This window comes from Mesorhizobium sp. WSM4829 (assembly GCF_055811475.1).
On sequence record NZ_JBVVQJ010000049.1, the window covers coordinates 1 to 12,567 of the forward strand.

The 12,567-nt window shown below is 62.7% G+C and carries 13 protein-coding genes and 1 tRNA gene; 5 read left to right on the forward strand and 9 right to left on the reverse strand.

Annotated features, from left to right (window positions below; translation table 11 throughout):
- Nucleotides 1–159 precede the first annotated feature (159 nt).
- The 7 genes from AC0L17_RS30465 to AC0L17_RS30495 all read right to left on the reverse strand — a co-directional run bounded on the left by AC0L17_RS30465 (nt 160) and on the right by AC0L17_RS30495 (nt 6,655).
- Nucleotides 160–1,053, reverse strand: a complete 894-nt coding sequence (locus tag AC0L17_RS30465; protein ID WP_091591324.1) for a carbohydrate ABC transporter permease — start codon at nt 1,051–1,053, stop codon at nt 160–162.
- A 1-nt stretch (nt 1,054) separates the two neighbouring features.
- A complete protein-coding gene (locus AC0L17_RS30470; protein ID WP_413468443.1) occupies nt 1,055–1,906 on the reverse strand; it encodes a carbohydrate ABC transporter permease in 852 nt (283 codons plus the stop codon).
- Nucleotides 1,907–2,112: 206 nt separating this feature from the next.
- Entirely contained in the window at nt 2,113–3,438 is a 1,326-nt protein-coding gene (locus AC0L17_RS30475) for an ABC transporter substrate-binding protein (protein ID WP_473518489.1), read from the reverse strand.
- A gap of 38 nt (nt 3,439–3,476) precedes the next feature.
- Entirely contained in the window at nt 3,477–4,565 is a 1,089-nt protein-coding gene (locus AC0L17_RS30480; protein WP_473518490.1) for an ABC transporter ATP-binding protein, read from the reverse strand.
- A gap of 291 nt (nt 4,566–4,856) precedes the next feature.
- The gene (locus AC0L17_RS30485; protein WP_023798198.1) at nt 4,857–5,096 is read right to left on the reverse strand and encodes a DUF2188 domain-containing protein; all 240 of its coding nucleotides are present in this window, start codon (nt 5,094–5,096) and stop codon (nt 4,857–4,859) included.
- Between the two features lie 30 nt (nt 5,097–5,126).
- Nucleotides 5,127–5,450, reverse strand: coding sequence for a DUF982 domain-containing protein (locus tag AC0L17_RS30490; RefSeq protein WP_473518515.1), 324 nt, complete (start codon nt 5,448–5,450; stop codon nt 5,127–5,129).
- Between the two features lie 101 nt (nt 5,451–5,551).
- Nucleotides 5,552–6,655 (reverse strand): NADH:flavin oxidoreductase/NADH oxidase, encoded by a 1,104-nt coding sequence (locus tag AC0L17_RS30495; protein WP_023798196.1) that lies wholly within the window; start codon nt 6,653–6,655, stop codon nt 5,552–5,554.
- Between the two features lie 198 nt (nt 6,656–6,853).
- On the opposite strand from AC0L17_RS30495, the gene AC0L17_RS30500 reads away from it, so the two are divergent.
- A complete protein-coding gene (locus AC0L17_RS30500; protein WP_128173225.1) occupies nt 6,854–7,432 on the forward strand; it encodes an NUDIX domain-containing protein in 579 nt (192 codons plus the stop codon).
- Between the two features lie 99 nt (nt 7,433–7,531).
- Here AC0L17_RS30500 and AC0L17_RS30505 read toward each other — a convergent pair.
- Nucleotides 7,532–7,620 (reverse strand) — tRNA-Leu (locus tag AC0L17_RS30505).
- Between the two features lie 429 nt (nt 7,621–8,049).
- Between AC0L17_RS30505 and AC0L17_RS30510 the strand changes: the two genes are divergently transcribed.
- The 3 genes from AC0L17_RS30510 (at nt 8,050) to ade (ending at nt 10,720) form a co-directional block, all read left to right on the forward strand.
- On the forward strand, nt 8,050–8,253 hold the full coding sequence (locus AC0L17_RS30510) for a hypothetical protein (protein ID WP_473518491.1): 204 nt from the start codon (nt 8,050–8,052) through the stop codon (nt 8,251–8,253).
- Nucleotides 8,254–8,303: 50 nt separating this feature from the next.
- Entirely contained in the window at nt 8,304–8,483 is a 180-nt protein-coding gene (locus AC0L17_RS30515; RefSeq protein ID WP_254026564.1) for a hypothetical protein, read from the forward strand.
- Between the two features lie 425 nt (nt 8,484–8,908).
- Nucleotides 8,909–10,720 carry an adenine deaminase gene (ade, locus tag AC0L17_RS30520; protein ID WP_473518492.1) on the forward strand — a complete coding sequence of 604 codons (1,812 nt, stop codon included), beginning with the start codon at nt 8,909–8,911 and terminating at the stop codon, nt 10,718–10,720.
- Between the two features lie 42 nt (nt 10,721–10,762).
- Here the strand turns inward: ade and AC0L17_RS30525 are convergent, their stop codons facing one another.
- Complete coding sequence (locus AC0L17_RS30525) at nt 10,763–11,395, reverse strand: TetR/AcrR family transcriptional regulator (RefSeq protein ID WP_473518493.1); 633 nt, start codon at nt 11,393–11,395, stop codon at nt 10,763–10,765.
- 107 nt (nt 11,396–11,502) lie between these two features.
- On the opposite strand from AC0L17_RS30525, the gene AC0L17_RS30530 reads away from it, so the two are divergent.
- A complete protein-coding gene (locus tag AC0L17_RS30530; protein WP_473518494.1) occupies nt 11,503–12,567 on the forward strand; it encodes an efflux RND transporter periplasmic adaptor subunit in 1,065 nt (354 codons plus the stop codon).

Genomic DNA, 12,567 nt, shown 5'->3' on the forward strand with positions numbered 1-12,567 from the left:
GCGTCTTCGACGCCTGGTTCAGACATCAGAAAATAGAAACCATCGACCTCAATGCCATTGATCGATAGGATGGCAAACTGTTCGCGATGTCTTCGCACACCTGTTCGCGATGTCTCCGGTCCAAACAAAGGGGAGAAGGAAAGGGCGCGCCTACAGGCGCTATTCCTTCACCGCTCCGGTCATCGAGGAAACGTAGTGCTCGACGAAGAACGAATAGAGCACCACCACCGGCAGCGAGCCGATCAGGGCTCCGGCCATCAGCGCTCCCCATTCATAGACGTCGGAGCGGACAAGCTCCGTCAGCACCCCGACCGGCACCGTCTTGTTTTCGGACGACTGGATGAACGTCAGCGCATAGATGAATTCGTTCCATGACAGGGTGAATGCGAAGATGCCGGCCGAAATCAGGCCGGGCACCGACAGCGGCAGCACGATCTTCATGAGGATCTGCCAGCGGCTCGCCCCGTCGATGAGCGCGCATTCCTCCAGTTCGAACGGGATCGAACGGAAGTAACCCATCAGCAGCCAGGTGCAGAAAGGCACCAGGAAGGTCGGGTAGGTGAGGATGAGCGCGAACGGGGTGTCGTAAAGCCCAAGGTTGAACACCATCACCGACAGCGGGATGAACAGGATCGACGGCGGCACGAGATAGGCGAGGAAGATCGCCAGCCCGACCTGCCGCGCCCCGGAAAACCGCAGCCGTTCGATCGCATAGGCCGCGAACACCGCAGCCAGCAGCGACAGGAACGTGGCGGCGGTGGAGATGATGATCGTGTTGAGCAGCCAGCCCGGATAGGACGTGTCGAACAAGAGATAGCGGATGTGCTCGAAGGTCGGATGCACGACCCATAATGGATTGAAATTGGCGTAGTCGGTCATCTCGAGGTTGGGTTTGATCGCCGTGATCGTCATCCAGTAGAACGGGAACAACAGCACGATGACGAACACCAGCAACGGCAGATAGACCGTCACCACGCGCCGCGGCAGGCTCTGAAGGTAGCCCATGCCGCCTTCGTCGAGTTCCGGACGTTTCGTTTTTTTGATCGTGGCCATGTCAGTCTCCGCCGCCTTGCTGCCATTTGCGGCGTTGCAGGCCGAAATAGCTGAACAGGATCGCCGCAAGCAGGAACGGTATCATGGCGACCGCGATGGCGGCGCCCTCGCCAAGCTGGCCTCCCGAAATGCCGCGCTGGAACGACAATGTCGCCATCAGATGGGTGGCATTGACCGGTCCGCCGCGGGTCAGCACATAGATCAGCTGGAAATCGGTGAAGGTGAACAGCACCGAGAACGTCATGGTGATGGCGATGATCGGCGTCAGCAGCGGCAGCGTCACAAAACGGAACAATTGCCAGCGACTGGCGCCGTCGAGCGTGGCGGCCTCGTAGAGCGACTGCGGAATCGTCTGCAAGCCGGCCAGCAGCGTGATCGCCACGAACGGAATGCCGCGCCAGACATTGGCGGCGATGACCGAAGCGCGCGCGTTCACAGGATCGCCGAGGAAATTGATGCGATGGTCGATCAGGCCCATTTCCATAAGTGCCCAGGACAGGATCGAGAACTGCGAATCATAGATCCACCAGAAGGCGATTGCCGACAGCACCGTCGGCACCACCCACGGCAGCAGCACGATCGCGCGGAAGAACGATTTGAAGGGAAGGTTCTGATTGAGGATAAGCGCAAGCCAGAGGCCGAGCGCGAATTTCAGGATCGACGCGCTAATCGTGTAGAGCAAGGTGTTGAAGACGGAGAGCCAGAAGACGGCGTCATCCGACAGATATTGGTAGTTTTCGATGCCTATGAAGATACCGGGGCGGCCGATGCGGGCATCCGTGAAGCCGAGCCAGATGCCGAGCCCGAGCGGATAGGTCAGGAAGACCAGCAGCAGCGCTGCCGCCGGCAGCATGAAGCCGAAGCCAAGCGCGTTCCTGCTGTCGGCCAGGAGCGACAGGCTCCGCGACAGGATCGACGGACGCGGCTGAACGGCAGCGGACGACACGGCCATGGGACGGCTCCTCATAAGCTCTGCTGGCATGGTGGCCTGAGTGGCCGCCACACGATTCTGGGAAACAGACCGGGCAGCGCGGTCGCGGCTGCCCGGATCGGCAGTGATCAAACGCGATAGTAGCGGTTGGCGCGTTTCTCCGCCTCTTCCATCGCCTCCTGCGGCGTCGCCTGGCCGGTCACCGCCTTGGCGAACATGTCGACCAGCACATAGTCGGCCATGGTCGCAGCCGAGGCGTAGCCGAGCGGCCCGGCATAGCCATTGGGACGCAGCGTCGCCGAGGCCTTGGCGTAAGCGGCATTGTTCGGGTCGGCCGTCCACACCGGATTGTTGTCGAAGGCCTTGAGTGTCTGGCAGCAATAGCCGGCCGAGGAGGTGATCCATTCCGCCATTTGCTGTTCCTCGAACATGAACTGCAGATAGGCTTTTGCCGCGTTGGGGTAGGGCGTGTAGTCGAAGATCACGGCCGTGGTCACCTGGAACAGCTCGACGGATTTCCCGACGGGACCGATCGGCAGGCTGGTCGTGCGCATATCCTTGGCGATTTCAGCCAGTTTCGGATCATTGTCCTTGTTGGTCTTGGCCGTGTTATACACGGAAATGCCGTTGGCGATGACGCCCAGTTCGCCGGCCAGGAAGGCGCGGTTGTTGTTCACGTCGAGCCAGCTTTCGGTGCCGGGGATGAAGGTCTTGTAGAGTTCCTGGGCGTATTCGATCGCCTTGAGCGTCTCGGGGCTGTTGATCATCACCTTTCCGCTCTCGTCGACCATCTGGCCGCCATGGCTCCAAAGCAGCCAATGAGCATAGTTGTTGCCGTCGCCGACGCCATGGCCGTGCGTGAAGCCGGCCGGATGCCCCTTCGCCTGCAAGGCCTTGCAAAGATCGAGGAAGCCCGCCGTGTCCTTCGGAAATTCCGAGAAGCCAGCCTCCTTCACCCAGCTTTCCCGATAGACCATGGCATTGCCGATGGTGGCCAGGGGCAGGCCGAGGAATTTTCCCTCGCGTGTCGCATATTGCTTTGGTCCGTCGTGCCAGCCGCCATATTTCGTGCCGAGATACTCACCCAGTTCCGACACGTCGTGCAGCTTGTCGGGGTACTGGTGCGGGTCGTCGAACCAGACCAGCATCAGATCTGGACCGGAGCCGACATTGGCGGCAACCGCCGCCTTGGGGCGAATGTCCTCCCAGCTTTCCTTGTCGACGCGGACCTCGACGCCGGTCGCCTCGGTGAACCGCTTGGTGTTGGCCAGCCATTGGTCTTCATCGCCCTGAACGAATGGCGACCAGCGCAGCATGCGCAGCTTTGCGCCGTCTTCGGGCTTGTACGTCAACCCCTCCTGGGCAAAGGCGGAAGAGCCGACGAAGCGGCTTCCCAAGGCTCCCGCCGCCACGCCGGCAGTCGTGCGGATCACGTCACGTCTGGTGAATTTCATGCTCGTTTCCTCCTGTTTATTGTCTCGCCTTATGGTTCCTACTGCCGGGCGCGCAGTTCGAAGCGCTGCCCGGTTTCGCCGTGAAAGAGATGGATGAGGCCCGGTTCGGCCGTGAGCCGGACGGTCTCGCCCGGCGTGAAGGAATGGCGCTCGCGGAAATTGGCGACGACCTCGTCACCGCCGGCCGTCCGGCCGATGAGCTGCACTTCCGACCCGGTCGGCTCGACCACCACGACAGTGACTGGAATGCCATCGTCTTGGGATAGCCGCAGATGCTCGGGGCGTATCCCCAGCACCACCTGCTCGCCGCTGCCGGTCGACGGCACTGCGGCCAGCGGCAGGGAAATCCCCCCGGAGCCGCGAAAAGACAATGAGCCGCCATCCGTCGCGATTTCGCCCCTCAGCATGTTCATGGCGGGCGAGCCGATAAAGCTGGCGACAAAAAGGTTGTTGGGCCGGTCGTAGAGTTCCAATGGCGGCCCGATCTGCTCGACGATGCCGTCATGCATGACGACGATCTTGTCGGCCATGGTCATGGCCTCGATCTGGTCGTGGGTGACATAGACCGTCGTGGTCTTTAGGCGCTGGTGCAGTTCCTTGATCTCGGCGCGCATCTGCACCCTGAGCTTGGCGTCGAGATTGGACAGCGGCTCGTCGAACAGGAAGACCGCCGGATCGCGCACGATCGCCCGGCCCATGGCGACGCGCTGGCGCTGGCCGCCGGAAAGCTGCCGGGGATAGCGCTCCAGCAACGGCACCAGCCCCAGGATTTCGGCGGCGCGCTTGACGCTGGCAGCGCTTTCGGCTTTCGCAACACCCTTGAGCATCAGCGAGAACGCCATGTTCTCGGCGACGGTCATGTGCGGGTAAAGCGCATAGTTCTGGAACACCATGGCGACGTCGCGTTCTTTTGGCGCAACGTTGTTGACGACGCGCTCGCCAATCGCGATCTGGCCGCGCGAAATCTTTTCCAGGCCGGCGATCATCCTGAGAAGGGTCGATTTTCCGCAGCCCGACGGCCCGACCAGCGTGACGAACTCGCCGTCCTCTATATCGACGCTGACACCGTGGAGAATCTCGACGGTTCCAAATGATTTGTAGACATCGCCAATCGCGACAGACGCCATCGATTTCCTCCCGAATGCTTCCTGCGACGTCTTCGAAGGAAACCGCTTTCCTGACTGGCCGCGGCAGTTCCCAAAGCTCCTCCCTGGTCACGCGCGATGATGAAACGGTAGCGCTACCAGACTGCCCTGTAAAGCGGCTGCGTGGCAAGCACGCTTCTTCGCCGCGCCTGATCGTGTTTGTCCCCAATGGGATTGGAGTTCGCCATGTCCAGGGTCGCAGCAGGAGAATGATTTGCCCAGCCCCAGCCCTTGAAACCGGAGGTGCGAGAAGCCATCAGCTACGACACCAGCCTAATCGGAAACTTCGGTTTGCGGCCGGTCGCGGCCGTCGGCGAGCTCGTCGTGCCATTTGCCTTCGGCGTCCTCGTACTGGATGCCGTCGGTGGTGCCGGCGACCTGCTGTTCGGCCGAAGCGATCTCGGCGGCGCGCAGCGCATCCTCGTGCGTAGGGAACGTCTCCGAAAATGTCTCGCCGACCTTGTAGGCCCAGCCCCCGTCATGCTCGACGATCTTGTAGGTCAGCTTGGCCATGAAATCCTCCAGTGGAAAAAGCTCGGTTGCTCAATGCGGTTTGCCTTGGGGCAGTTTGCGGTCGGGCAGTTTGCCTTCGGGCAGTTTGCCTTGGGGCAATCTCTCGTTGGGAACCAGCACGTCCGATTCCTTGGCGGCCTCGACCAATGCCCGGCGCGCATCCGCCGTCGAACGATACCCTTCCAGCACTTTTAGGCAAGTGTCGAGAGCATCGCGATGCCGAGGGCCACGATTGAGCGGCCAGGCGGTCATCAGGCACTCCGCAGCTTCCTGGGTGCTGCGGATCTCACGGTATTTGCCGACATGGCCAAGTTCGACCACGACCGGCTTTTCAAAAGGCTTGCTGTCCATCATCGCCGCCAACGCGGAGCCGCCGATTTGGTTGCACGCCCCTCGGCGTGCGTAATGTCTCGGGGGTAGCGGCCGTTGCGGCGGCAGCCCTGCAATCGGGCCGGTCAGCCGGCCGCCTTCATCCAGTGCTGCATCGTCGTCACCGAGCGGGCAAGCTGCGGCGCCGGCTGGATTTTTTCGCCGAAGGTGGCCGCGGCGCGCCACGCCCAGCGCGGATCGGCGAGGAAGGCGCGGGCCAGGGCCACCATGTCGGCACGGCCCTCGGCGACGATCGCCTCGGCCTGCTTCGGATCGTCGATCAGGCCGACGGCCCTTGTCGGGATTCCGGCGCCGTTGCGAACGGCCTCCGCCAGGTGCACCTGGTAGCCGCGACCTGCCGGCAGCTTCTGCAGGGGCGAATTGCCACCGCTCGAGCAGCAGAGATAGGCGACGCCCGTTGCCTTCAGCGCCTTGGCCACTTCGATTGCGTCGTCGACGTCGAAGCCGCCATCGACCCATTCCTTGACCGACAGGCGCGCCCCGAGCATCAGCCTGGGCACTGCCTTTCTCACCGCCTTGGCGATCTCGACGACAAAACGCATGCGGTTTTGCAGCGAGCCGCCCCAGCGGTCGGTGCGCTGGTTGGAAAGCGGCGACAGGAACTGGAAGATCAGATAGCCGTGCGCGGCGTGCAATTCGATGAAGTCGAAGCCGGCACGTTCGGCCCGCCGTGCCGCCTCGGCGAAGCGTTCGATGATTTGTAGGATTTCCTCGTCCTCCAGCGCCCGCGGCACCTGCCAGCCCGTGTCGTAGGCGATGGCCGATGCCGACACGATCGGCCAAGGGTCCTGATCGGCGTTCAGCGGCCCGCCGCCTTCCCAAGGTTTTTGGTTGGAGGCCTTGCGGCCGGCATGGGCAAGCTGCGTACCGAACCTGGTGCCGGGAGCGGCAACGCGCTTGGCCGCATCGAGCGCGCGCCGGGCGGCCGCCTCGTTGTCGTCGGAATAAAGGCCGAGGCAGCCATGCGAGATGCGGCCGCGCCGCTCGACGTCGGTCATCTCGACGGTGACCATGCCGGCGCCGGACATCGCCAGGTTCATCCAGTGGTACAGGTGCCAGTCGCTGGCCGAGCCGTCTTCGGCGGAATACTGGCACATCGGCGCCACCGCAATGCGGTTGGGAAAGGTGAGGCCGTCAAGCGTGATCGGCTGGAAAAGGGAAGGGGTCATCAGGAAACTCCGGGGAGGGGCTGTCGCTATTTAGGCAATGGTTTGCGCCTGCGCCATACACGAGGCGGTGAAGCGCTGCCCGTCTGCCCCTGCCGGGCACCTCAAACGTTCCGCAGCAGGCACCGTCGGCCAAGCTGCTGTCGGGATTGCGCGAAGGCCCGATCACCGCTACGCCTCGCCGGCAACACGGAGTTTACCATGGAAGACCGCATTCGCATCCGTTCGGAGGAAGTCCTTTCCGACGACTGGGCAGTCCTGAAAAAGACCGTCCTCGATTATCGCCGGCGCGACGGGCAGTGGGAGACGCAGATCCGCCAGACTTACGATCGCGGCGACGGTGCGGTGATCCTGCCTTACGACCCGGAGCGCTCGACGGTTCTGCTGGTGCGGCAGTTCCGCTACGCGGCCTACGCCACCGGCCACCGCGAGCCGCTGATCGAGGCCTGCGCCGGCCTGCTCGATGAACACGATCCCGAAACCTGCATCCGCAAGGAGGCGGAAGAGGAACTCGGCTATAGGCTGAAGGACGTCGAACGGCTGTTTTCGCCCTTTATGAGCCCCGGCAGCGTGACCGAGCGGCTCTGGTTCTTCGTCGCCCGCTATTCGCCGAGCGACCGCATCTCCGATGGCGGCGGCGCGCCGGACGAAGGCGAAGACATCGAGGTCCTGGAAATGCCGCTCGACGAGGCGCTGGCCGGCATCCACGACGGCAGCATTATCGACGCCAAGACCATCATCCTGATCCAGCATCTGAAGCTGAATCCGATCCGGGTGTGATGCAAGCCGGAACCTGGATGCCGTCGAGGAGCGCCGTCGGTGCGACGGGAATCGAACCCGTACGATCAGAGATCGAGGGATTTCAAGTCCGATGTGAGGTGGTGCGAGCGACGGGGATCGAACCCGTAAGCCATTGTAGTGGCGGCAGATTTTAAGTCTGCTGAGTTTACCAGTTTCTCCACGCTCGCTGGCACAGTTGGCCCTGTTTGGCACAGCCGTGGCACTGTGTCACGAAGGTTTCTCAGCAGGATTGGCACGGGCAAACTTGGTGCGCTGCTGCGGTGCAGAACCTTTTGATGGCGGAGCGAGGCGCCCCCTCTGTCCTGCCGGACAGAGGGGGGCGCGAAGGATCGCTACGGAGCGCGTTTATTCTGAGCCGTTGCATTCTTCGGCGGATGTCACGGAATGGATCCCAGGGTCTGCCCCGCGTCGCTTTGCTTGCCCTACTAGGATGACGAAGGCGCGGCGGCTTTCGGCCAATCGCAGACGTTGGAGAATTGGCGGCTGCAGGCCGGTCAGCAGCGACGGGCCATCCACTGATTCAAACTTGATCAAAATCATCCCGGAACCATTTCGCAACGCCTGAGTTTCGGGCTAAAGCTACTGGAACCCCTGACATGGCAGAGTTTGACACAGGACAAGGGAAGTCTGTTGCCAACGCGGTACGGCAATTGCTGCGTTCCGAAGACTATCGCCGGCACTTGCACGGCGTGCTGAATCTTGCCGTCGACCCACGACTGCCCAGCACCTTTGTCCCATTGCTTGAGGCGCTTGATCAGGCCGGGCGGGAACCGTTTTCGCGGAGCCCCAACGAGCGATAACCGAGAAAACGTGCCAGTCCGCTCCTGCACCCCATCTTCTCCTAAATCCCATGACTCAGCGCTACGACATCGAGAAGACACCTGAAGGCACGTGGGACATCATCGATGTGTTCACGGGGCAGCCGGTTGTCGAGGTCGGCGTCCCGTTGATCGACATGCCGATCGAAGAGGCCGACGACCTAGTCGACCTTCTCAACTGCCGCGACAGGGAACAGCGGCAGGATACTTGACGGCCGCCTTGTCTGATCGAAACTCCCGAACGTCAATTCAAAGAAAGATCCGCTAACGAGTGGCGAGCTGATTTAGGCCCGCGCCTGATCGTCTGCGTTCCAGCGCTGGCGGTTGGCGAAAGCCGACGCGACACCAGATCTCCCCCCTTGCGGGGGAGATGTCCAGCAGGACAGAGGGGGGTGGGCAGGATCGCGGCTTCATTCCAGCTTGGGTTCCTCTCCCACGGAGGCAGCTCAGATCTTGAGAAGTCGGAGGGACAGCACCCCCCTCTGCCTTGCCAGGCATCTCCCCCGCAAGGGGGGAGATCGGCAGCTTCGCCGACGGCGCCTACTTTGGAGAGGCCGGCGACGAAAGGTGAAGACCCAGTTCCCCGCTGGTCAAAATCCGCGCGGCTTGGCACAGTCGGGAAAACAGGAGTCTCCTCATGGCGAAGACCGCGCGTGCGACGAAACCAAAACCCTGGGCCGAGGCGGCGACGCATCTGGTCGACGTCGCCATGGGCAGGAGGCCCGCCGATCTCGTCATCCGCAACGGGCGCTGGGTCAACGTGCATTCCGGCGAGATCATCGCCGGCACCGACATTGCCATTGCCGGAGGCCGTTTCGCCTATTGCGGGCCGAATGCCGGTCACGCCATCGGCCAGGGCACCAAGGTGGTCGACGCCGGCGGGCGCTATCTGGTGCCGGGCCTTTGCGACGCGCACATGCATGTCGAGAGCGGCATGGTGACGGTGACGGAGTTCTGCCGCGCGGTCATCCCGCATGGCACCACCTCGATGTTCATCGACCCGCACGAGATCGCCAATGTGCTCGGCCTGCCGGGTGTGCGGCTGATGCATGACGAGGCCGTCGCCATGCCGATCAACGTGCTTGTGCAGATGCCGTCCTGCGTGCCTTCCGCACCTGGGCTGGAGCATGCCGGCGCCGAGCTGACGGTCGCCGATGTGACCGAGGCGATGGGCTGGGAGAACATCGTCGGACTTGGCGAGGTGATGAACTTTCCCGGTGTCGCTGCCAACGATCCGGTGATGGCCGGCGAGATCGCCGCGACGGTGAGAGCGGGCAAGACCGTCGGCGGCCATTATGCGTCGCGCGATCTCGGCCTGCCGTTCCACGGCTACGTCGCCGGCGGCCCCGAGGACGACCACGAAGGCACGCGCGCCGAGGACGCCATCGCCCGCGTCCGCCAGGGCATGAAGGCAATGCTGAGGCTGGGCTCGGCATGGTACGACGTCGCCGCGCAGATCAAGGCGGTGACGGAGAGCGGGCTCGATCCGCGCAACTTCATCCTGTGCACCGACGACAGCCATTCCGGGACGCTCGTCCATGAAGGCCATATGGACCGGGTGGTCCGCCACGCCATCGGCCAGGGGGTGAAGCCGGTGACCGCGATCCAGATGGCGACGCTCAACACCGCCCAGCATTTCAGGCTGGAGCGCGAGGTGGGGTCGATCGCGCCGGGGCGGCTCGCCGATCTGCTGATCGTTTCCGATCTGGCTGCAATGACCATCGACGAGGTCTATGGCCGCGGCGTCAGGCTGGCCAAGGGCGGCAAGCTCGACATCGACATTGCGGCCTATGACTATCCGAAGACGGCAAAGAACACCGTCAAGCTCGGCAAGAAGCTCAGACCGGGGGATTTCGACATCGTGGCGCCTGTCGGCGCCAACGAGGTTCGGGTGCGGGTCATCGGCGTGATCGAGAACCAGGCGCCGACGCGGGCGCTCGAAGCCGACCTTCCGGTGGAGGACGGGCTGGTCGCCATGGACCGTCGCAACGACGTCTGCCAGATCGCGCTGGTCGAGCGCCACCGCGGCACGGGCGGCCTCACCAATGCCTTCGTCTCCGGCTTCGGCTATATGAGCGACTGCGCCATGGCCTCCAGCGTGGCGCATGATGCGCACCACATCATCGTCGTCGGCACCTCCAAGCAGGACATGGCATTGGCGGTCAACCGGCTGGGCGAGGTCGGCGGCGGCGTCGTGCTGTTCTCCAAGGGCAAGGAACTGGCGCTGGTCGAAATGCCGATCGCCGGCCTGATGTCGGACGAGCGCGCCGAAATCGTCGCCGCCAAGGCCGACAAGCTGACCGAGGCAATGCGCAAGATGGGGTGTTCGCTGAACAATGCCTACATGCAGCACTCGCTGCTGGCGCTGGTCGTCATCCCGGAGCTGAGGATTTCCGATGTCGGCCTGATAGACGTGACGACGTTCCAGAAAGTCGACCTGTTCGTTTAGGCCACGAGCGGGGCCAGGCGTTAGCGCCAGCTTACCGTCGCCTCATCGGGGGCGTGCCAACAAGCCGTTGAGGACGAGATCGATATGGGCCCCGATAAAGGCGGCCTCATCGATAGGATTTCTGTCGGCGAAGATCAGTTTCCAGATCGTGAGGTGAACGGCCGAGCTGATCACCACTTCCGGCGTATTTGCAGCGGCGCTCTGGTGAAACTCGCCCGAAGCCACGCCTTGCTCGATAAACGCGCGAACTGCGTCGAGCAAGGGTGCGATAAACGCGCCATAATGCCGGTCGATGATGTTGGGGAAGCGTGATCCCTCAGCCAATTGGAGGCGCAACAACTCCCTCGTCTTCCTGTCGCCGGCGAGTTTGTCGTATCCCAGGAGAAGCAATTGGCGCAAACGGTCGGATTGAGAGCCTCGCAGCGCATCGATGGAAGCTCTGACGTCTTGGAACGGCGCCGAGACATGTCCCATCGTTGCCTCGAACAAAGCGTCCTTCGTCGGAAAATACAGATAGACCGTGCCTTTTGTGACGCCCAGGCGCGCGGCGACGTCTTCGACGCGCGTGGCTGCATATCCCTTTTCGACAAACTCCTCGAACGCCGCATCGAGGATCTCGTGCGGGCGCCTCGCTTTCTGTTCTGCTCGAGAAAGTTTCTTTTCCATAGCTGACATCCTTCGTTGAACTGCTCACACGACTTTGGCCAAAACATCCATTGACTAACTCGTCAGTCAGCGATATCTAGCCCACCGTTTCCTCTGATGCAACGGTGCCTGGAGCAATGAACACATTTCGCGCACTCATTCTGGGTCTCGCCTGTGCCGCCCTGGTCGGCTGCGAAGACCATACCTCAAGCCAAACGGCACCGCAGCCGGTGCAAGCAATTGCCGCCTCGCTGGCTCAATACCAGCCGGGCGCCGCGGTCACCGGGGAAGTGAAGGCTCGGGTTCAATCCGAGTTGTCTTTCCGGACCGGCGGCCGGGTGAGAGAACGCCGCGTCGATGTCGGATCACGGGTGCGTGCGGGCGACGTCCTGATGCGCATCGACGACACCGAGCAGCGCGCCGATGTCGATTCCGCCCGGGCGGGCCTGCGGTCGGCACAAGCCACCGTCAAGCAGAAGGCGCTTGCCTTCGAACGCTACAAGACGTTGCTGAAATCGCGAGCAATCGCTCAGTCGACCTATGACGGCGCGCGAGAGGCGTTGACGACAGCGCAGGGCTCTCTGGAAGTCGCCCAGGCGAGTTTAGAAACGGCGCTGGATGTTCTTTCCCATACGGAGCTCAAAGCCGACGCAGACGGCGTCATCACCTCACGCAGCGTCGAAGCAGGCCAGGTGGTCTCTGCGGCGCAGCCGGCGCTGGCGCTTGCGCGCGATGGCCCGCGGGACGCTTCTTTCGAGGTGTTCGAAGCCTTCTTCCTCCTGGGCCGACCGACGAGTGAAGTCGAGGTTGCTCCGGTGGGTGATCGGGCGCGCACGGCACGGGGCAAAATCCGGGAAGTCTCTCCAGTCATCGATACGAGCACCGGCACCATCCGCGTCAAGGTGGCGCTGCCGCAAGAGGCGCAATGGTCGCTCGGAACGTCGGTGGTGGGTGAATTCCATTCACCGTCTCGTGAAGGTGTGATCCTGCCGTGGAGCGCCATGGCCTCCGCCGGGGGTGAGCCGGCCGTATGGGTCATCGACGCGGCAAGTAAATCGGTCTCGCTTCGCAAGGTCGCGGTCGCCCGCTATCGAACAGCCGATTTCATCGTGACCGGTGGGATTGCGCCAAAAGATCTGATCGTCACCGACGGCGGAAAATTTCTGAGGCAAGGCCAGGCTGTGGCCTGGCAGGAGAAGTGA

Coding starts and splice junctions, on each gene's coding strand:
- AC0L17_RS30465 (WP_091591324.1), bottom strand. CDS start 1,053: ATGGCCACGATCAAAAAAACGAAACGTCCGGAACTCGACGAAGGCGGC.
- AC0L17_RS30470 (WP_413468443.1), bottom strand. CDS start 1,906: ATGCTGCCGGCGGCAGCGCTGCTGCTGGTCTTCCTGACCTATCCGCTC.
- AC0L17_RS30475 (WP_473518489.1), bottom strand. CDS start 3,438: ATGAAATTCACCAGACGTGACGTGATCCGCACGACTGCCGGCGTGGCG.
- AC0L17_RS30480 (WP_473518490.1), bottom strand. CDS start 4,565: ATGGCGTCTGTCGCGATTGGCGATGTCTACAAATCATTTGGAACCGTC.
- AC0L17_RS30485 (WP_023798198.1), bottom strand. CDS start 5,096: ATGGCCAAGCTGACCTACAAGATCGTCGAGCATGACGGGGGCTGGGCC.
- AC0L17_RS30490 (WP_473518515.1), bottom strand. CDS start 5,450: ATGATGGACAGCAAGCCTTTTGAAAAGCCGGTCGTGGTCGAACTTGGC.
- AC0L17_RS30495 (WP_023798196.1), bottom strand. CDS start 6,655: ATGACCCCTTCCCTTTTCCAGCCGATCACGCTTGACGGCCTCACCTTT.
- AC0L17_RS30500 (WP_128173225.1), top strand. CDS start 6,854: ATGGAAGACCGCATTCGCATCCGTTCGGAGGAAGTCCTTTCCGACGAC.
- AC0L17_RS30510 (WP_473518491.1), top strand. CDS start 8,050: ATGGCAGAGTTTGACACAGGACAAGGGAAGTCTGTTGCCAACGCGGTA.
- AC0L17_RS30515 (WP_254026564.1), top strand. CDS start 8,304: ATGACTCAGCGCTACGACATCGAGAAGACACCTGAAGGCACGTGGGAC.
- ade (WP_473518492.1), top strand. CDS start 8,909: ATGGCGAAGACCGCGCGTGCGACGAAACCAAAACCCTGGGCCGAGGCG.
- AC0L17_RS30525 (WP_473518493.1), bottom strand. CDS start 11,395: ATGTCAGCTATGGAAAAGAAACTTTCTCGAGCAGAACAGAAAGCGAGG.
- AC0L17_RS30530 (WP_473518494.1), top strand. CDS start 11,503: ATGAACACATTTCGCGCACTCATTCTGGGTCTCGCCTGTGCCGCCCTG.